The sequence below is a fragment of the Streptomyces sp. NPDC025721 genome, assembly GCF_055558595.1.
On sequence record NZ_JBVHMF010000007.1, the window covers coordinates 101807 to 128504 of the forward strand.

Consider the following 26698-nt stretch of genomic DNA (forward strand, 5'->3'; position numbering starts at 1 on the left):
TTTCTCTCCCCCCCCCCCCCCCCCCCCATCCCCCCCCCCCCCCCCCCCCCCACCCCCCCCCCCCCCCCCCCCCCCCCCCCCCCCCCCCCCCCCCGCCCCCCCCCCCCCCGCGTCCCTGCCCGTGGCCCCGTTCGCCGGAGGCAACTTCCTTTCAGACAGGAGTCAGACGTGGACGAGAAGGTGGACGAGAAGGTGCACGAGAGGGACAGCACGGACGCGGGCGGAGCCGCTGCCCTGGACACCGATGTGATCATCGTGGGGGCGGGGCCCACCGGGCTGATGCTCGCCGGTGAACTGCTGCTGGGCGGCGCCCGGGTGATCGTCGTGGAACGCCTGGACGGACCCACCGGGCAGTCGCGCGGCCTGGGCTTCACCGCCCGCGCCATGGAGGTGTTCGACCAGCGCGGGCTGCTGCCCGCCTTCGGCGGCCCCGACGGCACCCTGGAGATCTCCCCGGTCGGCCACTTCGGCGGCCTGGTCTTCGACTACACGGTGCTGGAGGGCGCGCACTTCGGCGCCCGCGGCATCCCGCAGTCGCTCACCGAGTCCGTGCTGGAGGCGTGGGCCGTGGGCCTGGGCGCCGACATCCGCCGCGGCTGGGAATTCCTCGAAGTCGCCGACGGGGAAGGGGCGGTGACCCTCACCGCGGGGACCGCGGACGGCGTACGCCACCTGCGCGCCTCGTACCTGGTCGGCTGCGACGGCGGAAAGAGCGCGGTCCGCAAGGCCGTCGGCTTCGACTTCCCCGGCACCGACCCGACCCGCGGCATGTACCTCGCCGACGTGGTCGGCTGCGGGCTGCGCCCGCGATTCCTCGGCGAGCGGCTGCCCGGCGGCATGATCATGGCCGCGCCGCTGGGCGAGAACGTCGACCGGGTCATCGTGGTCGAGAACGGCACCCCGCCGCCGGACCGCACCGAGGAGCCGACCTTCGCCGAAGTGGCAGGTGCCTGGCAGCGGATCACGGGCGAGGACATCAGCGCCGGTACCGCCGACTGGGTCGGCTCGTTCACCGACGCCAACCGGCTGGTCACCGAATACCGGCGCGGGCGCGTGCTGTTGGCGGGCGACGCCGCCCACATCCACCTGCCCGCGGGCGGCCAGGGCCTGAGCACCGGCGTGCAGGACGCGGCCAACCTCGGCTGGAAGCTGGCCGCGGTCGTCACCGGCTGGGCGCCCGAGGGTCTGCTCGACACCTACCACGCCGAGCGGCACCGGGTCGGTGAGCGGCTGATGATGAACACCGCCACCCAGGGCATGGTCTACGTCGGCGGTCCCGAAATGGACCCGATCCGCGAGATGTTCGCCGAGCTGATCGAGTACGACGAGGTCAAGCGGCACCTCGCGGGCACCGTCAGCGGCCTCGACATCCGCTACGACTTCGGCGCGAAGGACGACGACCACCCGCTGACCGGACGCCGGTTGACCCCGCTGAAGGTCGACACCGACGGCGGCGGCACCGACACCACGGAGCTGCTGCACACCGCGCAGGGCGTGCTCGTCGACCTCGCCGACGCGGCGGCCGTGCGCGCGGTCGCCGCGCCCTGGAAGAGCCGCGTCCTGACCGTCAGCGGCACGGTCGCCGAACCCGAGGGGCTGTCCGCACGGGAGTTGGCGGGGGCCACCGCGGTCCTGCTCCGGCCCGACGGACATGTCGCCTGGGTCTCGACGGGCGGTGAGGACGGCCTGGCCGAGGCGCTCCAGCGGTGGTTCGGCGCGCCCGAGACGGGCGCGTGAGTTCCAGCCTCCGACCGGAGGGCGCCGACCGTTCGAGGGCCGGCGCCCTCCGCCAACCGAAGGGCGGGGCACGGCGGTCCGCGGGCGGGCCCTTCCGGTCGCTGGCCGTCCGCAACTTCCGGCTCTTCGCGCTCGGCCAGGTCGTCTCGGCGGCCGGCACCTGGATGATGGTGGTCGCGCAGGACTGGGCGGTCCTCTCGCTCACCGACAACTCACCCACCGCGCTCGGCCTGGTGACGGCCCTTCAGTTCACCCCGGTCCTGCTCCTCGCGCTGTACGGCGGGCGGCTCGCCGACCGCCACGACAAGCGCGCGCTGCTCGTCGCCGCCAACCTGGTCTGCGGTGTGCTCGCCGCCCTGCTCGCGCCCCTGATGCTCACCGGGACGCTGCGGCTGTGGCATCTGTATCTGTTCGCCCTCGGCCTCGGCACCGCGAGCGCCGTGGAGATCCCCACCCGCATGTCGTTCGTGCGCGAGATGGTCGGCCCCGAACTGCTGCCCAACGCCTCGGCGTTGAGCGCGGCGTACTTCAACGTCGCCCGGGTGGCGGGGCCCGCCTTCGGCGGCCTGCTCGTCGGCTGGCTCGGCACCGGACCCGTCGTCCTGCTCAACGCCGTCAGCTATCTGGCCACGGTCGTCGCGCTGCGGATGATGCGGCCCGCCGAACTGCACCGCGGGCCGCCGGGCGCAGCCCGCGCCCGCGTGATCGACGGCCTGCGCTACACCGCGAGCCGCCCCGACCTGCTGCTGCCGCTCGCCCTGGTCGCCGTCATCGGCCTGGCCGGGTTCAACTTCCAGCTCACGCTGCCGCTGGTGGCCAAGACGGTCTTCCACACCTCCGCGGCCTCCTTCGGACTGCTCACCACGGCGCTGGCGGCCGGATCACTGCTGGCGGCGCTGGTCACCACCTCGCGTACGACCCGGCCGAGCGGACGGCTGGTGACCGGCTCCGCGCTGGCCTTCGGCGCGGCCGAGACCGCGGCGGGCTGGGCGCCGAACTACCTGAGCGAGCTGCTGCTGCTCGCGGTCACCGGCTTCACCACGCTCTACTTCGCCCAGGCGGCCAACCACCGCATCCAGCTCGGCGCCGACCCCGCGTTCAGCGGGCGGGTGCTGGCCATCTACGCGCTCATCCTCCAGGGGACCACCCCGCTGGGCGCGCTGGCGGTCGGCTGGCTCACCGAGCACTGGGGCGCCAGATCCGGACTCTACGCGGGTGGCATCGTCTCGCTGGCCGCGGCGGCGGTCGCCATGCTGCTTGACCGGCCCCGTCCGGGCCGAGGGGACGACGGCGACCGGGCGGACGGCGGGGACCGGGCGGACGACGGGGACCGGGCGGAGCGCGAGGGCGACGGTGATCGGGAGGCCCGGCGCGCGCGGGAGACCGGCAGCCGGTCGCCCGAGACCCCGGCCGTCCCGACGACCGGCGCGTGACGCCGGCGCGCGCACGGTGCCCCGAGGCCCCCGAACCCCCGCCCGTACGCGCCCCGTCCGTACCGCGCCCGTCCCCACGAGGGCCGCGGGCCCGGTCCCGGACGACCCCCGCGGGCCGACGCTCCGCCACCGCGCGGAGCGACCCGTGCCCCGCGGAGCCGTCCGCGCGGCACGTTCTCGAACCTGCCGGTGAACCGCCGCGCCACAGCGCAACGGCGGCGCCGGTCCGTGCACTACCGATGGAAGGCGGTATGCCGTGATGGAACAGACGGTCCCCCTGCACCTGAGGGGGCTTCCCGACCCGCACGTCCTGCGTGCCGCGGGCATCGACGTGCGGACCAGGATCATCGAGCGTTACATCTGCCGTCAGTTGGAGCCGTATCTTCATGTGCCCCCGGCCCACCGGATCAGCACCGACCGGTCGCTGCGCAGTCAGGGCGTCGACTCGATCACCGCGCTGGCGCTGCGCCGCAGGCTCGTCTCGGCGCTGGGCGTCGACGTCCCCGCCGCGGACCTGCTGCGGGACGACTCGGTCACCGAGGTGGCGGCGCTGCTGGCCGGGCTGGTGACCCCCGTACCGCAGAGCGTCCCGCAGACCGCCCCGGTCGGCGCCGTCGCCGGGGCCGTCTTCGACACCCCGGCGGAGAGGCCGCGGCTCACCGCAGCGGCGCGCACCGCGCGGTGAGCGGCGCGGTGGACCGTACGGGGGCCGCCACCGCACCGGCTCTGACCGTCGCGCCGGGCGACCTGCACATCTGGGTGCTGCCCCGGCCCTGGACGCACACCGACCCGGCGCCGCTGCCGGTCGGGGAACTGGACGACGACGAACGCGAGCGCGCCGCGGGCCTGCTGCGTACGGGCGACCGGGTGCGCTACCTCTCCGCCCACGTCGCCCTGCGCCGCCTGCTGTCGGCCTACACCGGCCTCCCGCCGCGGGCGCTGCGGCTCGGCCGGGACCGCTGTCCCTGCTGCGGCGGCCCGCACGGCCGCCCGGTGCTGCTCGACCGCCCGCGCGGTCCCGTACCCGACTGGCCGCACTTCTCGCTGTCGCACAGCCACCAGGTCGCGGTCGTCGCCCTCGCGGGCGCCACCGTCGGCGTGGACGTGCAGCGGGTGCCGCCGGCCAACGCCGTACGGCTGTGCCTGCCCGACCTCCACCCCGCGGAACAGGCGGAGTTGGCCGCTGTGCCCGGCCGCAGGAGGCCCGCGGCCTTCGCCCGGCTGTGGACCCGCAAGGAGGCGTATCTCAAGGGCCTCGGCACCGGTCTGCGCCGCGACCTGGCCGCCGACTACCTCGGGACCGCGGCGGGCCGCCGCGGCGGCCCGCACCGCCCGTCCGGATGGTCCGTCACCGACGTGCCGGGACCGCCGGGCCACGCCACGGCGGCGGCCGTCCGCACCCCGCACCACTACCGCACCGTCGTCCGCACACTGACCGCCGACTGCCTCCACGCCGAGGACGCCACGGAGCTGATCGCCGATTCCCGCACGCGGGTGCACCGCGTGCCGCAGGCCGCCGTCCGGCGGCCACAGGAGTGATCGACATGAACCCGAGCAAGGGAGGGTGGAGCGCCATGCCCAACGCGGAGTCTCCCGCCGAGGTCCCCGACCGGTTGCAGGAACTGAGCGACCTCAAGGAGCTGGCCCGGCAGGGCCCCGACCCCACGGCGACAGAACGCCAGCACGCCAAGGGCAAGCTGACCGCGAGGGAGCGGATCGACCTGCTCCTGGACAAGGGCAGCTTCACCGAGGTCGAGGCGCTGCGGCGGCACCGGGCCAGCGGCTTCGGCCTGGAGGGCAAGCGCCCGCACACCGACGGCGTGGTCACCGGCTGGGGCACGGTCGAGGGCCGGACGGTCTTCGTCTACGCCCACGACTTCCGGATGTTCGGCGGCGCGCTCGGCGAGGCGCACGCCGAGAAGATCCACAAGATCATGGACATGGCCATCGCGGCTGGCGCCCCGCTGGTCTCGCTCAACGACGGCGCGGGCGCCCGTATCCAGGAAGGCGTCTCCGCGCTCGCCGGTTACGGCGGCATCTTCCAGCGCAACACCAAGGCGTCGGGCGTGATCCCGCAGATCAGCGTGATGCTCGGCCCGTGCGCCGGGGGCGCCGCGTACTCCCCGGCCCTGACCGACTTCATCTTCGCCGTCCGCGGCATCTCGCAGATGTTCATCACCGGGCCCGACGTCGTGCAGGCCGTCACCGGCGAGGAGGTGACCCAGGACGCGCTCGGCGGCGCCGACGTGCACGCCAGCGTCTCCGGTGTCGCCCACTTCGCCTACGACGACGTGCACACCTGCCTCGCCGAGGTCCGCTACCTGCTGTCGCTGCTGCCGTCCAACAACCGCGAACTGCCCCCGGCCAGCCCCGGACAGGACCCGGTGGACCGGCCGGGCGACGCGCTGCTGGAGATCGTGCCGACCGACGGCAACCGCAGCTACGACATCAGGGACGTCATCGAGGAACTGGTCGACGACGGCGACTCGATGGAGGTGCACGCCGCCTGGGCGCCCAACATCGTCTGCGCGCTGGCCCGGCTCGACGGGCAGACCGTCGGCATCGTCGCCAACCAGCCGTCGGCGATGGCCGGGGTGCTGGACATCAAGGCGTCGGAGAAGGCCGCGCGCTTCGTGCAGTTCTGCGACGCCTTCAACATCCCGATCGTCACCCTGGTCGACGTCCCCGGCTTCCTGCCCGGCGTCGACCAGGAACACGACGGCATCATCCGGCGCGGCGCCAAACTGCTCTACGCCTACTGCAACGCGTCGGTGCCGCGGATCTCGGTGGTGCTGCGCAAGGCGTACGGCGGCGCGTACATCGTCATGGACTCGCAGTCGATCGGCGCCGACATCGCGCTGGCCTGGCCCAGCAACGAGATCGCCGTCATGGGCGCGGAGGGCGCGGCCAACGTCGTCTTCCGCCGCGAGATCGCCGCAGCCGAGGACCCCGAGGCGATGCGGATCCAGAAGATCGAGGAGTACCGCAGGGAACTCGTGCACCCCTACTACGCGGCCGAACGCGGCCTGGTGGACGACGTCATCGACCCGCGCGACACGCGGTCGGTGCTGATCCGGTCGCTGTCCATGCTGCGGACGAAGGACGCGGACCTGCCGCGCCGCAAGCACGGCAACCCGCCGCAGTAGCCCGCCGTACTCCGCACAGCCCTTGACGGTGCGTCAGCGCAGCCGCCCGCAACTCGTGCATTCCGTCCGGCAGTTCCGAGACCGAAGGGGACACCGCCCATGCCCGCCGCCATCACCGCTCCCACCCCCGCCGCACCGCACCTGGTGCGGGTCGGCACGCTGACCATCCCGGCGCAGCCGGGACCGCCCGCGCTGGAGACGATCAACGCCGCGCCCGCCGTGGTGCCGCTCGCCGCACCCGAGGCGGCTCCGGCGCCGACGACGCTGGTACGTGTCGAGCGCGGCACCGCGACACCCGAGGAGATCGCCGCGGTCACCGCCGTGCTGCTCGCCCGCGCCGCCACCGTTCGCGCGGCGGCCGACGCCGACCACGCGACGGCCGCCCGCCGCCGGGGCGCCGCCCGCTGGCGCGCGCACGGCTTCACCGGCCCGCGCGCCTGGACCGCCGGGACCCGGGATCTGCTCGCGAGTTGAGCGCGGGCGGTCCCGTAGGAGTACCTGAGCGCCCGACGCTCTGAGCACTGAGCACTGAACACCGAGCACCGAGCACCGAGCACCGAGCACCGAGCACCGAGCACTGAGCACCGAGCACCGAGCACCGTCAACGGCCCCACGCGCTTCGGCGCGTGGGGCCGTTTTTCGTCGTCTCACCCGCGATTCCCGCCGGAGGTGATTTCCCCCGGCCGCGCGGCGGGGTCCCGCGGCCGGAAGAGGGCAGGCGTCGTAGCGTGACGGGGACGTACAACGGATCATCGGACCGCACGACGCGAGGGGACCTCATGTGCTGGAGCGCCACGGCCGATCTGGCGGCGGGCTCGGTGATCTGCGCCCTGGGCGTGACCTGCGTCGCGCGCGTACGCCGGGCCCGGGACCTGCCGCTGGCGGCGCTGCCGCTGGTGCTCGGCGCCCATCAGCTCATCGAGGCCGCGGTCTGGCACCGGGGCGGCGGCACCGGGCCCGCCACCCTCGCGTGGGCGATCATCGCGCTGCCGCTGCTGGCCGCCTATGTGCCGCTCGCCGTGCTGACCGCCGCGCCGCCGGGCGGGCGGCTGCGGCTGGCCGTACCGGTGCTGGCCGGACTCGCCACCGCCGTCGTGCTCGTCGCCTGCCTGATCGACCGGGCGCCCGTCGCCGACATCCGCGGCCACACCGTCGGCTACGCGGTGGACGTGCCCGCCGTACCGCTGGTCATCGCCGGATATCTGGTGGCCACCGTCGGCTCCCTGCTGCTCAGCGCGGACCGGATGCTGCGGCTGCTCGGCGTCCTCACCGGGGTGGGGGCCGCGGTCTGCGCGGCGGTGTGGCGGACCGAATTCGTCTCCACCTGGTGCGCCTTCGCCGCCGTCGTCTCCGTCGTCCTCCTGCTGTGGGTGCGGCGGCCGTCGACGGGGCCGGCGCCGACCGCGCCCGTACTGTCGTAGCGGCTGATCACACGTCAGACTGGGCGGATGCGTCCTCACCGTACGGTTTCCACGGTCGCCCTCACCGTCGTCCTGATCACGCTCGGCCCGGCTCTCGCCGCCTGCTCGTCGGGCTCGCCGTCCCCCGGCTCGCCCGGCGCCGCCCGTTCCGGCCCTTCCGGCCCCGGCGCCGTCGATCCCGACGCGGTCGACCCCGACAGCGGTGTGAAGCCGTCGGAGTCGACCGCCTCGGGCCGCACCGTCGCCACGTACACCGCCGCCTCGGCGATGAGCGCGGACCAACTCCAGGAGACGGTGCGTCGGCTCAAGGAACGCGCCGCCGCCTTCGGACTGACCGGCACCCGTATCGAACAGCGCGGCAACGTCATCACCGCCGACGCGCCCGGCGACAGCGGCGACCGGCTGCGGCAGTTGGCGGCGACCGCCGAGCTGGCCTTCCGGGCGGTCAAGGGCGATCACGCGGAGGGGTCCGCCGAGATTCGGCAGCGCTTCGACGCCCTCACCTGCCCGGTCACCGGCACGCCCCCGCTGTCCAGGCCCGAGGAGCCGACCCCGGCCTGCGACGCCAAGACCGGCCAGAAGTACCTGCTCGGCCCGGTCGCGCTCGACGGCGAGGACGTCAAGAGCGCCAAGTCCGCGTACGAGCCGAACTCCGGCCAGTGGATGGTGAATCTGAACTTCACCGAGCGGGGCGCGAAGACATTCGGCACGGTCACCGCGGCGCTGGCCCAGGAGACGCCGCCCGCCAATCAGTTCGCGATCCTGCTCGACGACGACCTGCTGTCCGCACCGGCCGTCCAGCAGGCCATCACCGACGGCGCGGCGCAGATCTTCGGCGACTTGGACCGGCAGCGCGCGGAGGACCTGGCCGCTCTGATCGGCAGCGGCGCGCTGCCGGTACGGCTCACGGTGAGCGGGGTGACGCGGCAGCCGTAGCCGGTCGCCGCGTCGGCATGATCGCCGGACACTGTGTGTCCGGCGTGTGTTCGGGTGTGTGTTTGGCTAGGGTGACGGCCGGAGGTGGTCCGGTTGTCGAATGAGCAGGGCGAGCTGTTCGCTTCGGTCGACGCGCTGCTCGAACAAGTGGCCGCGCAGGACTCGCTGCCGGAACCCGCCGAGCGCAAGCGGCTGCGTGAGGCGGCCGGGATCAGCCAGGACCAGATCGCGAAGACGCTCAAGGTGCGGCGCGAGACGGTCACCGCGTGGGAGTCCGGCCGCGCCGAGCCGAGGTCGCCGAAGCGGGCGGCGTACGTACGGCTGCTGGACGGTCTCGCGGCGCTGCATCCGGCGCCGCCGGTCGCCGCGGCTCCTGAGCCGGCCCCGCAACCTGTGTCCGTACCTGTGCCCGTACCGGAGCCCGCGCCGGTCGCCGTGGTGGCGCCGCCAACTCCCCGTTCCGCGGCCTCCGTTGACCCCGCACCCGAACCAGCAGCCGCCCCCGCGCGCCAGCCCGCCCCGCCGCCGCGCCGCCCCGCCCCCTCCCGCCGCCCCCAGGCCCCCGCCTCCGTCCGTGCCCCCGAGCCCGGTGCCGATCCGCGGTTCGCCAACGGACCGCTGGCCGTCGTGGACGGCGACGGCAGCGCGTACTGCGTCGGCGGCCTCGTCCTGGAATGCCCGGCGGACGACATTCCGTCGCTCGTGCAGTGGGCCCTCACCGACGCACGCCTCGGCGCGGCCCGGCTGCACCGCTCGGGCAAGGACGCCGACCCGCTGGTCGTCCTCACCGAGTCCGCCACCACGCGCTTCGGCCTCCCCGCGGAACTGGCCGACCGGCGCGGGCTGCGGCTGCCCGAGGACCACGAGGCCGTACGCCGTGTCGCCCGCGCGGGCTGGCAGCTCACCCGGCGCGGCTTCGGCCCCTGGGCACGCGTCTACCGGCCCGCGCAGGCCGGACAGCGCCAGTGCGTACAGCTCGCGATCCTGCCCTGGGGCGCGCTGGACAGCCGGTCGTGGGGGAACGTGGACCAGGCGCCGCCCGCCGAAGTGGCCCGCGTCCTCGGCACGTACGCCACCCGCGTGATCACCCCGCGCGGCTCGACCGCCGTCTGCGGCCTCGAACTGATGACGAGCCTGCGCCCGCCGACCAGGGCCGTACGGGACGAGGCGAGCGGCGCGTGGGTGTCGGGGCAGGTGGCCGGCGCGCTCGGCGCCGCCGTCGACCCCGCGCCGCCCGAGGCCCCCGACGAGCACCCCGTGGCGGCCCGGCTCCATCCGCGCGGCCACCGGCGCACACCGGACCAGGTGCTGGACGAGGAGGCGTACGACTGGATCCGCGACCCGCAGCTCCTCGGCGACGACGAGTGCGCCAGGCCGTACGCGGTCGGCATCGACGTCAACATGGCCTTCGCCGCCGCCGCGAACCGCCTCACCGTCGGCCTCGGCGCCCCCGTCCACCGCACCGCCCCCGGCTTCGACAAGGCGCTGCCCGGCTGCTGGCTCGTCGACCTCTCCGGCATCGAACTCGACCCCCGGCTGCCGAGCCCCTTCACCCCCCAGGGCACCCGCCCCGAGGGACCCGCCTGGTACGCCACCCCGACCGTCGCCTACGCCGTCGAACTCGGCCACGACGTCAAGCCCGTCGAGGCGTACGTACGGCCGGAGACCGGCGCGTATCTGGACGCCTGGTACACCCGGCTGCGGGACGCCTACCTCGCCACGATGGGGCAGCTCGGCGTCACCGCGGGGATGGACGAGGCGGACTTCCTGGCCGCGATGGCCGTCCACAAGGACACCGATCCGGGCCTGGCCGCCGTGCTGTCCGCCGTCAAGGCGACCGTCAAGGGCGGCATCGGCAAGCTCCGCGAGCGCCCGCAGGGCGCGGGCTACCGGCCGGGGGAGCGGTGGTCCGCGCTGGACCGCCCCACCTGGCGGCCCGACATCCGCGCGGCCGTGATCTCCTCCGCGCGGGTCAACATGCACCGCAAAATGCGGAAGTTCGCCGCCGTCGGGCTCTACCCGCTCGCCGTGCTGTCCGACTGCGCCGTCTACGCCTCGGACGGCCCCTCGCCGCTGGACTTCCTGCCGCGCGCGCCGGAGGGCAAGCCGCTGCCCGGCGGATTCCGGCTCGGCGTCAGTCCCGGCATGGTCAAGCACGAAGGCACCCAGGACCTGATGTGGGCGGTCGAACTCCTCGACCAGGGCCACAACCCGGCCCGCCACATCAAGGGCACCGACGCCGCCGTCGACGGAGAGTAGGACCACAGCGTGGGCATCATCGGCGACAGCCTCGACAAGGCGACGGCCAACACCCAGACCCGGCCGATCCCCAAGTCCGCGCAGGCCCAGATGCGCTTCCTGGTCAAATACGCCAAGGGCTCCACCCGCGCCGTCGCCCAGCGCCTCGGCGTCACCCAGCGCACCGTCGAGCGCTACCTGAAGGGCACGCTCAAGCGGCCGCGGCGCGAACTCGCCGACCGCCTCGCCGCCGCCGTCCGGCAGGACTGGCAGCCCCGTGTCAAACAGCGCGCCCAGCGCCGCGCCGCCACCTCCGACGGCCTCGTCATCGAGACCCGCGCCCGCTTCGGCTTCACCGCCGCCCCCGGCTCCACCGACGACGGCCGCATGCGCCGGATCACCCAGCACCTCCCGCCCGCCTACGCCGCCCGGCTCTTCGAAGCCCAGTCCTCCGGCGCCACCGAACAGCAGCTCCAGGCCATCGCCGCCGAGGGCCTCCAGGAGGTCTACTTCAAGGACAGCGGCCGCCGCGCGGACGGGCTGCTGGTCGAGTTCACCGACATCGACTACGTGGAAATCGACTTCTGACGGAGGCGCTCGTACGGGCGGACCGCACGCACACGGTGACGCCGACCTGGCGGACACCGCGCTGCGCGCCGCGGTGGCCAAGGCGCGCGAGCGCGGCGCCGCCGTGCGGTTCCCGCACCACGACGCGCGGCGGCTGCCGGAGCTGGGGGAGCGGGCAAGAGGCGGGGCCCGACGCGCAAGAGACCGGGCACGAGACCGCGTATGAGGCGAGGCCCGAGGCGGAGAAAGGCCGTGCGGGCCGTCAGTAGCGCAGCACGGCCGCGATGTGGTGGGAGCCGTTGAGCATCGCGTCGGGGACGAAGTGCACGCGGGCACCGGTGTCGAGGGCCTGTTCGGCGATCTCGTCGACGATGTCCTCACGGGCGCCCGGGGTTTCTGGCGTGGCGGGGACGAGGTGGTCGGCGTCGTCGCGGACGGTGGTGCGGTAGTCGTCCTCGATGACGACGACGGCGGCGCGGCCCTCGACGACGGACTGCCAGACCTCGTCCACACCCGCGGCGAAGGTACGGCGGCCACGGGCGGCGTCGAGTTCCGCGAGGACATCGGAGACGTCCTGGTCGGCGCGCTCGCGGACGGCGGGCAGCACGGCCTGCCGGACGGCTTCGGCGGGGCCCTTGGACAGACCGCCCTGGAGGACCCGGACGGCCTCCTTGGCATCGGGGCTGACCTCGTCCAGGACGGCGAGGGCCTCGGCCTCCGCGACGACGTAGAGGGGCCGCGGCTCGGCCGTGAGCACCGTACCGACGGCGTCGGCGACCTCGCGCAGATAGCGGCGGGTCTCCTCGTCGTTGAAGGTGCTGGGCCGGTCCCCGATGCGCTCCTCGCGCTCGATGTCGGTGTCGGGCAGCGACCGTGTCTTCGGGAAACCGCTCGCGGTGTGCTCGGTCAGCCGCTCCCGGCCGCCGCCCCACAAAGTGGCGTGGTCGGCGGAGACCGCCAGCACCCAGTACGGCTGGTCGGCCGCCTGCGCGGCGATGAGATTACGGGTCAGGAACGTCTGCGCGAGCAGCACCCGCTCCGGTACCGAGCGGTCCAGCGACCACACCTGGTGCTCACCGGGCGCCGCGAAGATCGCCAGACCGTCCTCGGCGTGCACCAGGTCCACCTCGGACAGCGCCTTGTCCAGCTGCTCGACCACATCGATCCGGTCGGCCCTGGACACCTCGGGGTCGGACTCCACCTCGTCCTTGGCCCGCGCGATGAGATTGCGCAGGCGTACGGCGTCCTGCGCGTTGTCCGGCTCCCGGCGGTGCGTCGGCATCAGCACGGAGACGGCGGGGTAGTGGCGCGGACGGCGCAGGTCGGCGAGGGTGGCGGGGCTGAGAGGCGAGTGCATGGCAGGCCCTTCCGGCGAAGTCCCCCCGGACATGAAATCCCTTTGTCTCTTTATGGATATCTCACTGGGGCAGTGGCCGCAGCTCGTACAGCAGTGCGTCCTCCGCCCACGCCAGCGCGTCCTCCACGCTGTCGTGCCGTACCGCGACACCGCCCCAGTGCTGGTCCGGCGCGCCGACCAGGGCGACCTGGTGCCCCGCCGCCGAGATCCGCTCGAAGGCGTTGCCGAGCATCAGCCCGGCCACCTGATTGACGTGCGTCACGCGCTCCATGTCGACCACCACCCAGCCGGGCACCAGCGGCACGGCGCTCGCCAGGGCGTGCAGCAGCCGCTCCGCCGCGGGGAAGTCCACCTCGCCGCGCGCGGCCACCAGCACCACCCGGTCGCCGTCCCGGTCCAGCAGGTCGCGGTCGGCCGTCACCCGCTCCCGCCCGGAGGAGACCCGGGTCCCCGTACCGCCGCTGCCGCCCGTGCCGACCCGCGTCACGGTGTCCGCGCCCGGCACCGGGTGGTGCATCAGATGCATGCCGAACCGCCGCGACAGCTCCCGCAGCGCGACCACCCCGCGGATCGTACTGCCGGTACGGTCCAGCGGCGGGCTGTAGCAGGCGATGCCGAACCGGGCCGGGCTGGCCGCCGCGAGGCCGCCGGACACCCCGCTCTTGGCGGGCAGCCCCACCCGCACCAGCCAGTCACCGGCCGCGTCGTACATCCCGCAGGTCGCCATCACCGACAGCACCTCGACGGCCACCTGCTCGGCCACCACCCGCTCGCGCGTCACCGGATTGACCCCGCCGTTGGCGAGCGTCCCCGCCATCACGGCCAGATCGACGGTGTTCACCAGCACCGAGCACTGCCGGAAGTACACCTCGGCCGCCTCCACCGGATCGGTGCGCAGCGAACCGGCCGCGTGCATGAGATACGCCAGCGCCCGGTTGCGGTCGCCGGTGGCCGCCTCCGAGCGGTAGACGTCCTCGTCCACGGTGAGCCGCCGCCCGGCGAAGGCGCTCAGCGCGTCGAGGATGCGCGCGGACCGTTCGCCCGGCGAGGCGGCCGGTACGAGATTGGTCGTCGCGATGGCCCCCGCGTTGATCATGGGGTTGGCGGGGCGGCCGGTGCCGTGCTCCAGGCTGATCGCGTTGAAGGCGTCGCCGCTCGGCTCGTTGCCCACCCAGCGGGTCATCTCGTCGAGGCCCAGCTCGGACAGGGCCAGCGCGTGCACGAACGGCTTGGACACCGACTGCACGGTGAACTCGGTACGTGACCTGCCCGCCTCGTAACGGTGGCCGCCCATGCTCACCAGCGCGATGCCGAAGTCGTCCGGGTCGGCCAGCGCGAGCTGCGGGATGTACGACGCCACCTCGCCGTCCCGCAGCGGCAGCAGCCGCCGGTGCACCTCGGCCAAGCCCTCGCTGACCACGTCGAACGCCACCGGATCGGTCATGGCCTCATGCTCGGCCCGCCCCGCCGACCCCGCAAACGCGCAAGGCCCGCGGCGGGCACCCCCTCGCAGGGCCGGTGCGGACACCCCACCGCCGGGCCCGGCGCGTCACCCGTACGGCACCGCGCACGCTGCGCGCCGCCGGGGCACCCCGCACGGTGGAGGGGCGGCCGGAGCGTGTGCCCGACCGGTGACCAGCGCAGAATCCGGAGGGGAAGCCCGTGAGCCGACGTCGTACCGAGGGGACCCGCGCAGGAGAAACCGGTGACGGACGGGCCCGTACGGCCCGCTCGCGCCGCCTGCGCTCACTGACCGCGGCGGCGCTGGTGGCCATGGCGGCCGGCGGCCTGGCGCTGGTGTCGGCCTGCGACAACTCCTCCGGCAACAGCTCGACCGGAGCGACGACGCCCGGCGCCCCGCCCAGCACCGGGAACTTCTCCGGCACCCTGCCCTCCCCGCTGGACTCCCTCGCCTCCGCCGCCCAGCAGACCGCTTCCGCCGCGCAGTCCTCCGCGAAGGCCGCCGCCTCCAGCTTCGAGGCGTCGGTGGAAGCGGGCGCGGGCAGCGCCGCCGCCGAGGCGAAGTCGGAGCTGGCCAAGGTCGACGGGCAGGGCAACGCCGTCAAGGACGTCCAGCTCACCGGCTTCCCCAAGGCCAGGACCGGCGGCCTCAACGCCGTCCTGGTCAGCATCACCAACACCACCGACACGAAGGCGTCCTTCGCCGTCAAGGTCGAATTCGCCGACTCCGACGGCGCCGTCGTGGACTCCACGGTCGTCGGCGCCCGCGACGTCGAGCCCGGCAAGCACGCCCAGCCGGTCGCCTTCAGCACGAAGGACGCCGACAAGACGCTCTTCCCGCGCGTGGCCCAGGCCCAGCGCTACTGAAGGACGCCCCGGCCCGCTCCCGCCCTCCGTCAGTGCGTCCGCCCCGGCGGGGGGCCTGCTGACAGCCCTGGACTCGTGTGCGAAGCTGCCTTCCGCGACAAGGGGAGGTGGCGGTGGGACGGGCGGGGAACGGGGGAGGGCCGCGGACGAGCGCCGGGGCACGGGCGGCGCTCGGCGTCCTGGTGATCGCGGGTCTGGCGCTCAGCGCCCTGGTGCTGCGGCCCGAGGGCAAGGCGTTCGGCAAGGGCGGTGGACCGCTCGGCGGCAATGTGTTCGTGGTGGCGCTCGGCCTCGCGTGGTTCATCGGCGCGCTGATGCTCCACAACCGCTATGTGCTCCAGGTCGGTGACGACGCCGAGTCCGACCCACTGCGGCAGCGGCTCGCGGACGTGGTCCGCGCCGCACTGCTGGGCGCCGCCTTCGTCGTCCCGCTGCTGATCTTCGTCATGCACCGGTTCCACGCGTCCGGCCGTACGTCGGGCGGCGGCAAGGACCGCAAATGGCGAGACGCCACCGCGCCGACCCCCAGCGCCCCCACACCGCCGCGTCCGCTCAAGAGGCACCAGGACAACCACGGCTTCCCCTCCTGGCTGACGCACGTCCTGATCGGCATCGGCATCGGACTGCTGGTGCTGGCCGTCGTCCTCGCCGCCGTGCTGCTCTGGCGCTATCTGCGGTCGGGTGAGGCGGAGCGGCAGGACGGCCCCGGGTACGACCAGGCCGACGACGAGGACGAACTGCTCGCCGAGGCCGTGGAGTCCGGGCGCCGGGCGCTGCGGGACGCCGCCGACGCGCGCGCCGCCGTCATCGCCTGCTACGCCGCCATGGAACGGTCCCTCGCCGCCTCCGGCATCGCCCGCCGCGCCTCCGACAGCCCGCAGGACCTGCTCGAACGGGCCGTCACGGCAGGCCGGTTGGCCGGCCCGAGCGCGGCGGCGCTCACCGCGCTCTTCCGTGAGGCGCGATACTCCACCCACCCCATGGACGACGGCCACCGGGACCGCGCCGCGCGGGCACTCACCGAGATCGCCGCCCAACTCGCCCCGGGCGAGGCCGCGTCGGGCGACGGCGGCGGTCCCGGGGAGCGGACCACCGAAGCAGCCGCGGAGGCCGCACAGTGAAAGAACGCCTCCGGCGGGCGGCGGGCCCGCCCGGCTCCGTACGCCACTCGCTGACCCTGCTTGGCTGCCTCGTCGTCGCCGCCGAAGTGCTGCTCGCGCTCACCGACGGCCTCGTCGCCGCGGCCACCGGCCTCGCCCTGATCACCGTCGTCGCGCTGGGTATCGCCCGGTACGTCGGCGGCGCGGGCGCGCAGGACAGCGGATACCGCAAGTCCGTACGGCTGCTCGGCGGTCGCGCCCCGGCGCTCGGCGAATGGCCGCGGGTCGTCCGCAAGGCGCTCGGCCCCGAAGGCGCCCTGCACTTCCACTCCACGCTCCGCCCGCAGTTGCAGCGGCTCTTCGCGGCCCGGCTCGCCGAGCGGCACGGGGTGCTGCTGCGCAAGAGCCCCGACCGGGCCCGCGCGATCGTCGGTCCCGACCTGTGGCCGTGGATCGACCCGACGACCGGCCCGCCGCAGCCGGCGATTCCCGAAGCCGTACTGCGGGCGCTGCTCGACCGGCTGGAGACGCTGTGACCGCGCCCGCATTCCGCGCGTGCGCCGTGCGCCGCCCCGTGCCCGCATTCCGCGCGTGCGCCGTGCGCCGCCCCGCCCCCGTACCCCGTTTCACGACGCTCCACGACCAGGCAAGGTGAGGACCGCAGTGACCAGCTCCGAGCGCATATCCGACCACGACGCCGACGCCCTGAGCCCGCGGCGGGCGGGTGAGAGGGCCGCCGAGGTGCTCGCCGAGATCCGCACCGCCGTGGTCGGCAAGCCGGAACCGCTGGAGCTGGTCATGCTCGGCGTGCTCGCGGGCGGCCACGTCCTCATCGAGGACCTGCCGGGACTCGGCAAGACGCTGCTGGCCAGATCCTTCGCCACCACCCTCGGACTGGAGTTCCGCCGCATCCAGTTCACCCCCGACCTGCTGCCCTCCGACGTCACCGGCGCGCCCTTCTACGACCAGCACAGCGGCGAGATGGTCTTCAGGCCCGGCCCCGTCTTCACGCACCTGCTGCTCGCCGACGAGATCAACCGCACCCCGCCCAAGACCCAGGCCGCCCTGCTGGAGGCGATGGCCGAGTCGCAGGTGTCGATCGACGGCAGCACCCGCGAACTGCCCGACCCGTTCGTGGTGATCGCGACCGCCAACCCCATCGAGTACGAGGGCACGTACACGCTCCCCGAGGCGCAGCTCGACCGGTTCCTGCTGCGGGTGCGGATGGGCTATCTGTCGGCGCCGCAGGAGACCGACATGCTGCGGTCCAGGATCGACAGGGCCGCGCCCGAGGCGAAGCTGCGCACCCTCAGCGGGCCGTCGGAAGTGCTCGCGATGCGCGCGGCGGTGGAGCGGGTCGAGGTCGAGGACGACCTGCTGGAGTACATCGTGGCGCTGGTCGGCGCGACCCGCGACCACGCGCACATCCAGGTCGGCGCGTCACCGCGCGGCGGCCTCGCGCTGGTCCAACTCGCCCGCGCCCGCGCCGTGCTCGACGGCCGGGACGACGTCACCCCCGAGGACGTGAAGTGGGTGGCGGTCCCGGCGCTCGCCCACCGCGTCACGCTCCGCCCCGAGCTGTGGGTCCGGCAGATCAACGCCGACGACGTGATCCGGGAGATCGTGCAGTCCGTACCCGCCCCGCAGACCCTGCCGCTGGCGGCCCGTGACGCCGTCGCGTCATGACCGACCCCCACACCGACCCCCACGCGGCCGTCGCCCGCGCGCTCGGCGGCGCGCAGCCTCCGCCCGGCGAGCGGCGGGCCGTGCCCGCGGAGCCACCGCCGCCGCCGCCGACCGGCTGGCGCGCGGGCGAACGCGCCCTGCGGTACGGCACGGTGACCGCGGTCGCCGTCGCCGCCGCCCTGCTCACCGGACGGCCGTGGCTGCTCGCGCTGGCCGCCGGCCCGCTGGTGCTGCTCGCGCTCTCACTCCCGTACGGCACGCGCACGGCGCGGATGGACGTCACGGTCGACGTCGAACCGCGGCGGCTGTTCGAGGACGAGACCGTCACCGCCAGGATCACCGTCGCGTACGACGGCGACCGCGGGCGGCTCGACCCCGGCGTCACGCTGGGGCCCGGTGTGCGGCTCGACCATCTCACCGTGGGCAGCTCGCGCGTGGAACTGCGGCTGACCGCCGAGCGCTGGGGCCGCTGGACGCTCGGTACCGTCGACCTCGACCTCTACGACGCGGGCGGCACCGCCCGCCGCACGGTCCGCGCGGACCTCGGCGAGGTGCGGGTGTTCCCCGTGCCGTCCCGCGCCGGGATGACGCCCATCCCGGTCCGCCTCCCGCAGCGGCTCGGCGAGCACACCGCGGCGCAGCGCGGTGAGGGCGTCGAGGTCACCGGCGTGCACCCGTACATCCGCGGCGAGCGGCAGCGGCGGATCAACTGGCCCGCCACGACCCGCCGCGGCTCCCTGCAACTCCAGCAGTTCGCCGCGGAGCGCGCCGCCGACACCGTCGTCATGCTCGACGGACTCGGTGACGTCCTCGACCCGGTCACCGGCACGTCCTCGCTGGACGAGACCTTCCGCGCGGCGGCCGGACTGGTCCGCGCCTATCTGCGCACCCACGACCGGGTCGGCGTCGTCTCGGTGGGCGGCACGACCCGCTGGCTCCAGCCGGGCAGCGGGGACGGCTACTTCTACCGGATCGTCGAGAGCGTCCTCGAAGTCCGCAAGGACATCTCCTACCGCACCGAGGGCGTGAGCAACCTCCCGCCGCCCGCGCTGCCCGAAGGCGCGATCGTGTACGTCTTCACGCCGCTGGCCGACCAGCGGATCCTCGACGTGCTGCATCGCGTGGCCGCGCGGGCCCTCGCCCTGGTGGTGATCGAGATCGCCACCGCGGACCCGTACATCGAACCCGGCGACGTCAACGCGGAGCTGGGCCTGCGGCTGTGGCGGTCCGAGCGGGACGCGACGCGCTTCGCGCTGAAGGAGCGCGGCATCGCGGTGGTCACCCACGAGCGCGGCGAGACCCTCGATCTGGCCCTGGCGCCGCTGGTGCGCACACGTATCCACGGAGGCAGGCGATGAGCGGTACGGCGGAGCGGCCGGGCGCGGCCCCGGCACCCTCGCCCCTGACGCCCGCGGCACCTTCGGCTCCCGCCCTGACGCCCGCGGCCCCGGCCCCCTCGGCCGACGCGCCTTCGGCACCTTCTGTACCTTCGGCCTTCGCCCGGGCGGCCCGCCGCATCCGGCTCCCCGCCCAACTGCCCGCCCGCTGCCTGGCCGTGGCGCTCGCGCTCGCGGCGTGCGACGCGCCGGAGGCCGTACGCCACTCGCTCGGCGCACAGGTGGCGCTGCTCGTGGTGGCCGGGGTCGCCTGGTGGGCGGCGCCGATGGTGGACGAGCGGCCGGTGCGCAATTCGATGCGCTGGGCGAAGATCGCCGCCCGCCGCCGCTCCACCGTCCTCGCCGTGGGGTCGGTGGTGGCCGCGGCGGTCACCGAACCACCGACCTGGCTGGCCGCCTGCGTCGCGGGCCTCTTCCTGGCGTATCTGCTGATCACCGACGACTGGACGCGGGGCGCGACCGCGCCGCGCGCCGCCCGCGGCCCGGCCCCCGCCCTGACCGCGGCGGCGGCCGTCGCCCTGACCTTCGTCTGCGCGACGGTGCCGGTGGCCGGTACCGACTGGGCACGGCTGCCCGCCGCGCTGGCCCTGGCGGCGACGGTCGGCTGCGTCGCCCTGGCCGTGCGCGGCCGGCGCGGCCCGCGCTGACCGCCGCCTCCTCGCGCGGTGCGGCCTCGCCGCGTGCCGCGGCCTCCCGCGCTCAGGCCGACTCCGCCGCGGCCAGCGCGCGGGCCTGGGCGAGCCACCGCGTGAACAGTTCGGTGTCCACGTCGTCCAGAGCGCGCAGCTTGACCGAGGCCATGGCCCGCGCGCCCGGCTCCAGCCGCCCGCTGGCGTCCTCGACCTGCTGGCCCTGCCAGAGCCCGAAGGTCACATAGGAGCCGTACGCCTTGAGCAGGCAGACCGGTGCGACGCCCGGCGCTCCGCCCAGGCTCCACACCGGGTGGCCGTGCCACATGGCGCCGGGCGCGTCCGGCAGCGCGGCCTCGATGATCTCCCGCGCCTTCGTGCCGACTTCGCGCAGCGGCTCCTCCAGGGCGGCGAGGTAGTCGGTGACGGTGGTGGTGGACGTGGCCATGCGGATCACTCCCGAGGATCGGATACGGCTTGTGCGGGGTTGACCGGCGCGGCGTCCGAAACTCATCGCCTCCGGCGGAGGTTTTTTCACCGCCACGGCCCGCCGGGTCCCGCACCGGCCCCGGACAGGCTCCGGGCCGGCTCCGGGGCGGCCCTGTATCGGTTCAGCAAAACCCCTGACATCAAGGGAACACCCCGCTTCCCATCAGCACTTGTGGTGCTTTACCGTTTAATGGACAGCCGGTCGGCGGGGTCGCTAGGTTGGGCGCCGCGGGCCACGGGGCCGACAACCGGCCGGAAACCGCCCGGCGGCAAGGCAACAGCAGGCAAGGAGCAGGGATGAAGGACGTCACGCCGATCGCCGACGGCTGGAGGCTGCGCCTTCCCGAGTCCGGGTCGGCAGCCGGAGGCGGAGCCGGAGCCGGAGCGGACGCCGCCCCCGCGCTCGGGGGCGGCACTGTACCCGCCCAGGTACCCGGCTGCGTGCACACCGACCTGATGGCCGCCGGGCTGCTGAAGGACCCGTTCCTGGACCGGAACGAGACCGCGGCGGCGTGGGTGGGACGCGCGGACTGGACGTACGAGACGGTGCTGCCGCCGCGTGCCACCGGGCACGAGCGCACCGACCTGGTCTTCGACGGCCTGGACACGGTGGCCGAGATCCGCCTCGGTGACACCGTCCTCGGCGCCACGCGCAACATGCACCGCGGTTACCGGTACGACGTCACCGAGCGGTACGGACCGGCGGGCGAGACCGCGCTGACCGTCGCCTTCACCTCCGCCTACACCGAGGCGGAACGGGTCCGCGCGCTGGTCGGCGACCGGCCCAACTCGTACCCCGAGCCCTTCCAGTACATCCGCAAGATGGCCTGCTCCTTCGGCTGGGACTGGGGTCCGACGCTGGTCACCGCCGGGATCTGGAAGCCCGCGCGGCTCGAACACTGGTCGACCGCGCGGCTGTCGGGCGTCACCCCGCTGGTCACGGTGGCCGACGGCACCGGACGGGTCGAGGCCCGGCTGGAGATCGAGCGCACCGCGTCCGGCCTGAACCGCCCGCTGGCCGTCCGCCTGCGGGTGGGGGAGACGCGGGTCGAGGCCGACGTGCCCGCGGGCGCCGACCGGTGCACCGTCACCGCCGAGGTGCCCGGCCCCGAGCTGTGGTGGCCGCACGGCTACGGCGCCCAGCCGCTGTACGACTGCGAGGTCACCCTCGTCGACGCCGGGACCGAGGGCACCGACGGCGAAGACGGCGTCGCGCTCGACCACTGGCACCGCCGTATCGGCTTCCGCACCGTCACCCTCGACACCGCCCCCGACGAGAAGGGCACCCCCTTCACCCTGCTGGTCAACGGCGAGCCGATATTCGCCCGCGGGGTCAACTGGATCCCGGACGACGTCTTCCCGACCCGGATCACCCCCGACCGCTACCGCCGCAGGCTCCAGCAGGCCAAGGACGCGGGCGTCGACCTGATCCGCGTCTGGGGCGGCGGGATCTACGAGAGCGACGACTTCTACGACGCCTGCGACGAGGCCGGGCTGCTGGTCTGGCAGGACTTCCTGTTCGCCTGCGCCGCCTACTCCGAGGAGCAGCCGCTGCGTTCGGAGGTGGAGGCCGAGGCGCGGGAGAACGTGGCCCGGCTCGCCCCGCACGCCAGCCTCGTGCTGTGGAACGGCAACAACGAGAATCTGTGGGGCTTCCGCGACTGGGACTGGGAGCAGGATCTGGCGGGCGCGTCCTGGGGCGAGGGCTACTACCTGGGCCTGCTGCCCCGCGTGGTCGCCGAGACCGACCCCACGCGGCCCTACTGGGCGGGCAGCCCCTGGTCCGGCTCCTGGAACCACCACCCCAACGACCCGGCGCACGGCACCGCCCACTCCTGGGAGGTGTGGAACCGCCGGGACTGGACCGGCTACCTGGAGGACGTGCCGCGCTTCGTCGCCGAATTCGGCTGGCAGGCGCCGCCCGCGTACGCCACGCTGCGCCGGGCGCTGACCGACGACCCGCTCACCCCGGACTCGCCCGGCATGCTGCACCACCAGAAGGCCGCCGACGGCAACGGCAAGCTGGACCGCGGCCTGGCACACCACTTCCCGGCGCCCGCCGACTTCGACACCTGGCACTACTTGACGCAGGTCAACCAGGTCCGCGCCATCGCGTGCGGCATCGAGCACTGGCGCTCGCACTGGCCTGCCTGCGCGGGCACCGTCGTCTGGCAGCTCAACGACTGCTGGCCGGTGACGTCGTGGGCCGCGATCGACGGCGACGAGCGCGAGAAGCCGCTTTACCACGAGCTGAAGCGGCTCTACGCGGACCGGCTGCTCACCGTCCAGGAGCGCGCCGACGGCCTGGTCGCGGCCCTGGTCAACCAGAGCGCGCGGGACTGGTCGGGCACGGCGGTCCTGCGCAGGGTCGCGGTGGACGGCGCCGTACTCGCCGAAGCCCGGCTGCCGTTCACCGCGACGGCCCGCACGGTCGCCGAGATCGCCGTACCGCGCGACCTCGTACCGCCGGGCGACAGCACCAAGGACCTGCTGACCGTCGAGGCCGAAGGACCCGGCGGCGGCGAGGACGTCCGCGCCCTGTGGTTCCCGGCCAGGGACAAGGACTTCGCCTACCCCGCGCCCCGCTGGGACCTGGAGCTGGCCACCTCCGACGGCGGCGCCACCGAAGTGACCGTCACCGCCCGGACGCTCCTGCGCGACCTGCTGCTCCAGGCCGACCGGCTCGACCCCGCGGCCCACGCCGACCGGGGCCTGGTCACCCTGCTGCCCGGCGAGCGCGTCACGATCACCGTACGCGGCTGGGACCGGCCGGAGCCCGGAGCCGCCGCCGCGGCGCTGTATTGCGTCAACTCCGCGGTCCAGCGCACGGATCCGGGCGACGAGCGGTGAGCCCTCCGGCCGGGGAGCCGGGACGCCGCCCCACCATCAAGGACGTCGCCTGGGACGACTCGCAGCTGTGCCAGCTCACCCTGCCGAAGCTGTCGGCGATGAGCCATGACGTCTTCGGCTTCGGCGCCGAGGTGGCCCGGCGGCTGCTGACCGTGCTGAAGGGCGGCACACCCGCGACGGGACCGGTGGCCACCCCGGTGCTGACCCCGCGCGAGAGCACCGCCCCGCCCGCCCGTACGACCTGACCGGCGAGCGCCGGTCCGCTTCACTCCCGCTGCGTCCCTACTTCGTCGCGCCTCTGGTGAATCCGTTGTAGATGAACCGCTGGAGGAACAGGAAGATCACCAGCGTCGGCACGATCACCAGGATCGCGCCCGCCGAGATGTCCTCCCAATGCGCGCCGTAGGGCCCCTTGAAGCGGAACAGCGACGTCGAGATGGTCCCCAGACTCTCCGACGGCATGTACAGGAAGGGGATGTAGAAGTCGTTGTAGACCGTGATCCCCTTGATGATCACCACCGTGGCGATGGCCGGTTTGAGCAGCGGCAGGATGATCCGCCAGTAGATCGTGAAGGTGTTCGCGCCGTCGATCCTGGCCGCCTCGTCCAGCGAGACCGGAATGCTCCGGATGAACTGGAGGAAGATGTAGATCGACACGATGTCCGTGCCCATGTACAGCACGATCGGTGCCCAACGGCTGTCGTACATGCCGAAGTTGTTCACGATCTTGAAGGTCGCCACCTGTGTCGTCACGCTCGGCACCAGCGAGCCGATCAGGAACAGCGCGATCACCAGCCGCCGCAGCCGGAAGTGGAACCGGTCGATCGCGTACGCCGCCATCGAGCCGATCAGCACCGTGCCCGCGATCGAGAAGACCAGGATGAAGGCGGTGTTCCCGAACGCGCGCAGCATCTTCCCGGCCCGGAAGGCCGTCACATAATTGTGGTAGTTCAGCCAGTTGTGCGGCAGCGACAGCGCCCCGCCGTCCGCCGTCATCTCCTGCGACGTCTTGAGCGAGGTCAGGAACACCGCGACCAGCGGCAGCAGCACCACCGCGGAGGCCAGCACGAGCGAGAGGTACACCAGCGCCCTGACCAGCACCCTGCGGGTGCGCGCGGGCCGGTCGACGGTCTCCGGCGGCGGAGCCTGCGCCGTGTCGCGGACGAGCAGCGAGGTCATACGAGATCGTTCCTCTCGTCGGGCACCACGACGCGCTGCAACCAGGTCACCAGCAAGATGATCACCAGCAGGGCGACGGCCGCCGCCGAGGCCAGCCCCATCTTGTTGAACTCGAAGGCCAGCTTCACCGTCTGGATCACGAAGGTCTGAGTGCCCGCCGCGCCGCCGGTCATGATGTACGGGATCTCGAACGCCGACAGCGAGCCGGAGATCGCCAGGATCGCGCTCAGACTCAGCACCGGTTTGATGCCCGGCGCGATGATGTGCCGGAACTGCTGCCAGCGGTTGGCGCCGTCCAGCTCCGACGCCTCGTACAGCTCACCGGGGATCGACTGGATCGCGCCGAGGAACAGCACGAAGTTCAGGCCCATGAAGCGCCACACCGACACCGCGGACAGCGAGGTGTTCGCCGTCCGCCCGCTGCCCAGCCAGAAGTGGTGCCCGTGCACCCCGAAGGCGCTCAGCACGGTGTCGAGGGTGCCGTGCGGCTGGAAGAAGTACAGGAAGACGAAGCCGATCGCGACCCCGTTGAGCAGGTAGGGGAAGAACAGCAGGCCCTTGAAGAGATTCCGGAACCGCAGATCGAAGCTGAGCACGGTCGCGAAGTACAGCGCCAGCGCGATCTGCGCCACCGACGCCACCAGGTAGTAGACGCTGACGAAGAAGACCTGGAACAGCTCGGGTCTGGTGAACAGCTCCACGTAGTTCTTGGCCCCGACGTAGTTCCGGTCGGGGCTGACCCCGTCCCAGTCGGTGAAGCTGTCCCTGATCATGGTGCCGACCGGCAGGTAGGTGAACGTGATCAGCAGAGCGAGCGGCACCGCCAGGTACAGCCACGGCGTCACGGTCCGCCAGACCCGGGCGCGCGTCACAGGGCGGCGGTCTTCTGCGCGTTCGCCCACTTCTTGGCGAGGCCGGCGAAGATGCCGGGGAGATCACCACCCGCGGCGCCGCGCGCCACGTCGATCAGGTGCTGGCGGTACTCGGGCTTGTCGGTCATGCCGATCTCGGACTGGTTGTCGATCCTGGTGACCTTGGCGCTCTGCGCCTGCGACATCTCCACGAACCGCACACCGGCGTCCTGGAACGGCTTGAGGGCCGACGGCAGCGGTCCGCCCTTGAGCGTAGGGACGGCCTGATTGGTCTGCACGTAGCCGGACTTGTCGGTGAACCAGTCGATCCAGGCGCGGGCCGCCGCCTTGTTCTTGGAGTGGACGTTCACCGCCTCCTGGTAGTCGGGCGCCACCGGGGTGCAGAAGGTGCCGTTCTTCTGGGAGGGGAAGGGCATGTAGCCGATCTCGGACGGGTCGCGCCCGGCCTTCTTCGCCGCGTCCTGCATCTGCACGATGGACCACGAGCCCAGCCACATGGTGGCGATCTTGCCGGTGGCCAGCAGATTCTTGCTGTTCTCCCAGTTGGTGGTGGTCGGGTCCTGCTCGGAGAGCTTGTCGTGCACGATGGTGTAGAGCAGCGTGTCGCCGACGTTCAGGTCGGTGCCCGCGCGCCAGGGGTCCGGGTCGGTGGCGGGCTCGTCGGCCGCCTTGGCGTCGCAGGTGGCCGCGCCCTGCACCGAGGTCCAGGCGGTCAGCGGCCAGCCGTCCTTGTAGTTGGTGTAGTACGGCGTCGCGGAGGTCTTGGCCTTGACGGCCTTGAGGTCGGCGAGGAAGGCGTCGGGAGTGGTCGGCCAGTCGGTGACCCCGGCCTGCCGCCAGACGGCCTTGTTGTAGACGAAGCCCGCCGCGTTCGCGAAGTTCGCGATGCCGTAGACCTTGCCGCCGACCGTGGCCTTGCCGGTGAAGGTGTACTTCTTTCCCAACTCCTCGGCGCTGCCCAGCGAGGCGAAGAACTTCGGGTAGTCGTCGGTCTTGATGGCCGCCGGGATCATCAGCACATCGCCGTAGTTCGAGGTGTTCATCCGGATCTTCACCTCGCCCTCGTAGTCCGTGATCCCCTCGAAGGTCACCCGCACCTTCGGGTAGAGCTTGCTGAACTCGGCGGCGTACTTCTTCATCGTGCCGTCCTGCACGAGGTCGGTCCGCTGGGTGAGGACCTTGATGTCACCCGACACCGCCGACGGGTCGGCGGGCACGGTGGCGGTACCGCCCTTGGACGTCGAGCCCCCGCCACCGCAACCCGCGGCGAGCAGCGCCATGGTCGCCAGCAGCGACCCGGCGAGTGCCTTGCCCTTCATGTGCACCATCTCCG

24 protein-coding genes are annotated in these 26698 nt (G+C 73.4%); 18 read left to right on the forward strand and 6 right to left on the reverse strand.

What is annotated here, in order from left to right:
* Positions 1 to 234 precede the first annotated feature (234 nt).
* From ACZ4EF_RS12895 to tpg, 10 genes are all read left to right on the forward strand, one after another.
* Complete coding sequence (locus ACZ4EF_RS12895; protein WP_467504450.1) at positions 235 to 1737, forward strand: FAD-dependent monooxygenase; 1503 nt, start codon at positions 235 to 237, stop codon at positions 1735 to 1737.
* A complete protein-coding gene (locus ACZ4EF_RS12900) occupies positions 1734 to 3170 on the forward strand; it encodes an MFS transporter (protein ID WP_467504275.1) in 1437 nt (478 codons plus the stop codon). Before ACZ4EF_RS12895 ends, ACZ4EF_RS12900 begins: the two co-directional genes overlap by 4 nt.
* 259 nt (positions 3171 to 3429) lie before the next feature.
* A complete protein-coding gene (locus ACZ4EF_RS12905; protein ID WP_355341083.1) occupies positions 3430 to 3855 on the forward strand; it encodes an acyl carrier protein in 426 nt (141 codons plus the stop codon).
* Positions 3856 to 3863: 8 nt separating this feature from the next.
* A complete protein-coding gene (locus tag ACZ4EF_RS12910) occupies positions 3864 to 4709 on the forward strand; it encodes a 4'-phosphopantetheinyl transferase family protein (RefSeq protein ID WP_391161958.1) in 846 nt (281 codons plus the stop codon).
* Between the two features lie 35 nt (positions 4710 to 4744).
* Positions 4745 to 6316: an acyl-CoA carboxylase subunit beta gene (locus tag ACZ4EF_RS12915; RefSeq protein ID WP_355341348.1), complete on the forward strand. Its 1572-nt coding sequence runs from the start codon at positions 4745 to 4747 to the stop codon at positions 6314 to 6316.
* A gap of 99 nt (positions 6317 to 6415) precedes the next feature.
* Complete coding sequence (locus ACZ4EF_RS12920; protein WP_391045086.1) at positions 6416 to 6790, forward strand: acyl-CoA carboxylase subunit epsilon; 375 nt, start codon at positions 6416 to 6418, stop codon at positions 6788 to 6790.
* A 305-nt stretch (positions 6791 to 7095) separates the two neighbouring features.
* Entirely contained in the window at positions 7096 to 7737 is a 642-nt protein-coding gene (locus tag ACZ4EF_RS12925; protein ID WP_355341076.1) for a DUF6629 family protein, read from the forward strand.
* A 27-nt stretch (positions 7738 to 7764) separates the two neighbouring features.
* Positions 7765 to 8673 carry a SecDF P1 head subdomain-containing protein gene (locus ACZ4EF_RS12930; RefSeq protein WP_391161957.1) on the forward strand — a complete coding sequence of 303 codons (909 nt, stop codon included), beginning with the start codon at positions 7765 to 7767 and terminating at the stop codon, positions 8671 to 8673.
* A gap of 93 nt (positions 8674 to 8766) precedes the next feature.
* Positions 8767 to 10932: a telomere-associated protein Tap gene (gene tap / locus ACZ4EF_RS12935; protein ID WP_467504277.1), complete on the forward strand. Its 2166-nt coding sequence runs from the start codon at positions 8767 to 8769 to the stop codon at positions 10930 to 10932.
* Positions 10933 to 10941: 9 nt separating this feature from the next.
* Positions 10942 to 11499, forward strand: coding sequence for a telomere-protecting terminal protein Tpg (gene tpg, locus ACZ4EF_RS12940; RefSeq protein WP_355341067.1), 558 nt, complete (start codon positions 10942 to 10944; stop codon positions 11497 to 11499).
* A 241-nt stretch (positions 11500 to 11740) separates the two neighbouring features.
* Here the strand turns inward: tpg and ACZ4EF_RS12945 are convergent, their stop codons facing one another.
* Positions 11741 to 12835 carry a baeRF3 domain-containing protein gene (locus tag ACZ4EF_RS12945; RefSeq protein ID WP_391045072.1) on the reverse strand — a complete coding sequence of 365 codons (1095 nt, stop codon included), beginning with the start codon at positions 12833 to 12835 and terminating at the stop codon, positions 11741 to 11743.
* A gap of 61 nt (positions 12836 to 12896) precedes the next feature.
* Positions 12897 to 14279, reverse strand: a complete 1383-nt coding sequence (gene glsA, locus ACZ4EF_RS12950) for a glutaminase A (RefSeq protein ID WP_401853821.1) — start codon at positions 14277 to 14279, stop codon at positions 12897 to 12899.
* A 218-nt stretch (positions 14280 to 14497) separates the two neighbouring features.
* On the opposite strand from glsA, the gene ACZ4EF_RS12955 reads away from it, so the two are divergent.
* From ACZ4EF_RS12955 to ACZ4EF_RS12980, 6 genes are all read left to right on the forward strand, one after another.
* Positions 14498 to 15163, forward strand: coding sequence for a hypothetical protein (locus ACZ4EF_RS12955; RefSeq protein ID WP_401853818.1), 666 nt, complete (start codon positions 14498 to 14500; stop codon positions 15161 to 15163).
* Between the two features lie 113 nt (positions 15164 to 15276).
* Entirely contained in the window at positions 15277 to 16284 is a 1008-nt protein-coding gene (locus tag ACZ4EF_RS12960) for a DUF4129 domain-containing protein (protein WP_467504280.1), read from the forward strand.
* A complete protein-coding gene (locus ACZ4EF_RS12965; protein WP_391161952.1) occupies positions 16281 to 16799 on the forward strand; it encodes a hypothetical protein in 519 nt (172 codons plus the stop codon). Before ACZ4EF_RS12960 ends, ACZ4EF_RS12965 begins: the two co-directional genes overlap by 4 nt.
* Positions 16800 to 16926: 127 nt before the next feature.
* Positions 16927 to 17949, forward strand: coding sequence for an AAA family ATPase (locus tag ACZ4EF_RS12970; protein ID WP_467504282.1), 1023 nt, complete (start codon positions 16927 to 16929; stop codon positions 17947 to 17949).
* Positions 17946 to 19307: a DUF58 domain-containing protein gene (locus tag ACZ4EF_RS12975; RefSeq protein ID WP_391161949.1), complete on the forward strand. Its 1362-nt coding sequence runs from the start codon at positions 17946 to 17948 to the stop codon at positions 19305 to 19307. The genes ACZ4EF_RS12970 and ACZ4EF_RS12975 overlap by 4 nt, the downstream gene beginning before the upstream one ends.
* Positions 19304 to 19993 carry a hypothetical protein gene (locus ACZ4EF_RS12980; RefSeq protein ID WP_467504284.1) on the forward strand — a complete coding sequence of 230 codons (690 nt, stop codon included), beginning with the start codon at positions 19304 to 19306 and terminating at the stop codon, positions 19991 to 19993. The genes ACZ4EF_RS12975 and ACZ4EF_RS12980 overlap by 4 nt, the downstream gene beginning before the upstream one ends.
* A gap of 52 nt (positions 19994 to 20045) precedes the next feature.
* Here the strand turns inward: ACZ4EF_RS12980 and ACZ4EF_RS12985 are convergent, their stop codons facing one another.
* Entirely contained in the window at positions 20046 to 20423 is a 378-nt protein-coding gene (locus ACZ4EF_RS12985; RefSeq protein ID WP_467504286.1) for a DUF1801 domain-containing protein, read from the reverse strand.
* A 338-nt stretch (positions 20424 to 20761) separates the two neighbouring features.
* Here ACZ4EF_RS12985 and ACZ4EF_RS12990 point away from each other — a divergent pair, with 338 nt between their 5' ends.
* Both ACZ4EF_RS12990 and ACZ4EF_RS12995 read left to right on the forward strand, forming a co-directional pair.
* Positions 20762 to 23314 carry a glycoside hydrolase family 2 protein gene (locus ACZ4EF_RS12990; RefSeq protein ID WP_467504288.1) on the forward strand — a complete coding sequence of 851 codons (2553 nt, stop codon included), beginning with the start codon at positions 20762 to 20764 and terminating at the stop codon, positions 23312 to 23314.
* The gene (locus ACZ4EF_RS12995; protein WP_467504290.1) at positions 23311 to 23559 is read left to right on the forward strand and encodes a substrate-binding domain-containing protein; all 249 of its coding nucleotides are present in this window, start codon (positions 23311 to 23313) and stop codon (positions 23557 to 23559) included. The genes ACZ4EF_RS12990 and ACZ4EF_RS12995 overlap by 4 nt, the downstream gene beginning before the upstream one ends.
* Before the next feature lie 37 nt (positions 23560 to 23596).
* Here the strand turns inward: ACZ4EF_RS12995 and ACZ4EF_RS13000 are convergent, their stop codons facing one another.
* Genes ACZ4EF_RS13000 through ACZ4EF_RS13010 form a run of 3 tightly spaced genes read right to left on the reverse strand, consistent with a single transcriptional unit; the run spans position 23597 to position 26693 of the window.
* On the reverse strand, positions 23597 to 24493 hold the full coding sequence (locus ACZ4EF_RS13000; RefSeq protein ID WP_355341031.1) for a carbohydrate ABC transporter permease: 897 nt from the start codon (positions 24491 to 24493) through the stop codon (positions 23597 to 23599).
* Positions 24490 to 25395, reverse strand: a complete 906-nt coding sequence (locus ACZ4EF_RS13005; protein ID WP_391118052.1) for a carbohydrate ABC transporter permease — start codon at positions 25393 to 25395, stop codon at positions 24490 to 24492. Before ACZ4EF_RS13005 ends, ACZ4EF_RS13000 begins: the two co-directional genes overlap by 4 nt.
* A complete protein-coding gene (locus tag ACZ4EF_RS13010) occupies positions 25362 to 26693 on the reverse strand; it encodes an ABC transporter substrate-binding protein (RefSeq protein WP_467504293.1) in 1332 nt (443 codons plus the stop codon). Before ACZ4EF_RS13010 ends, ACZ4EF_RS13005 begins: the two co-directional genes overlap by 34 nt.
* Between the last annotated feature and the right edge of the window lie 5 nt (positions 26694 to 26698).

Excerpts from the sequence above, each read along its gene's own strand:
- ACZ4EF_RS12980 (WP_467504284.1), top strand. The coding sequence starts at position 19,304 with ATGAGCGGTACGGCGGAGCGGCCGGGCGCGGCCCCGGCACCCTCGCCC.
- ACZ4EF_RS12915 (WP_355341348.1), top strand. The coding sequence starts at position 4,745 with ATGCCCAACGCGGAGTCTCCCGCCGAGGTCCCCGACCGGTTGCAGGAA.
- ACZ4EF_RS12930 (WP_391161957.1), top strand. The coding sequence starts at position 7,765 with ATGCGTCCTCACCGTACGGTTTCCACGGTCGCCCTCACCGTCGTCCTG.
- ACZ4EF_RS13010 (WP_467504293.1), bottom strand. The coding sequence starts at position 26,693 with ATGGTGCACATGAAGGGCAAGGCACTCGCCGGGTCGCTGCTGGCGACC.
- ACZ4EF_RS12905 (WP_355341083.1), top strand. The coding sequence starts at position 3,430 with ATGGAACAGACGGTCCCCCTGCACCTGAGGGGGCTTCCCGACCCGCAC.
- ACZ4EF_RS12920 (WP_391045086.1), top strand. The coding sequence starts at position 6,416 with ATGCCCGCCGCCATCACCGCTCCCACCCCCGCCGCACCGCACCTGGTG.
- glsA (WP_401853821.1), bottom strand. The coding sequence starts at position 14,279 with ATGACCGATCCGGTGGCGTTCGACGTGGTCAGCGAGGGCTTGGCCGAG.
- ACZ4EF_RS13000 (WP_355341031.1), bottom strand. The coding sequence starts at position 24,493 with ATGACCTCGCTGCTCGTCCGCGACACGGCGCAGGCTCCGCCGCCGGAG.
- ACZ4EF_RS12945 (WP_391045072.1), bottom strand. The coding sequence starts at position 12,835 with ATGCACTCGCCTCTCAGCCCCGCCACCCTCGCCGACCTGCGCCGTCCG.
- ACZ4EF_RS12990 (WP_467504288.1), top strand. The coding sequence starts at position 20,762 with ATGAAGGACGTCACGCCGATCGCCGACGGCTGGAGGCTGCGCCTTCCC.
- ACZ4EF_RS12975 (WP_391161949.1), top strand. The coding sequence starts at position 17,946 with ATGACCGACCCCCACACCGACCCCCACGCGGCCGTCGCCCGCGCGCTC.
- ACZ4EF_RS12925 (WP_355341076.1), top strand. The coding sequence starts at position 7,096 with ATGTGCTGGAGCGCCACGGCCGATCTGGCGGCGGGCTCGGTGATCTGC.
- ACZ4EF_RS12985 (WP_467504286.1), bottom strand. The coding sequence starts at position 20,423 with ATGGCCACGTCCACCACCACCGTCACCGACTACCTCGCCGCCCTGGAG.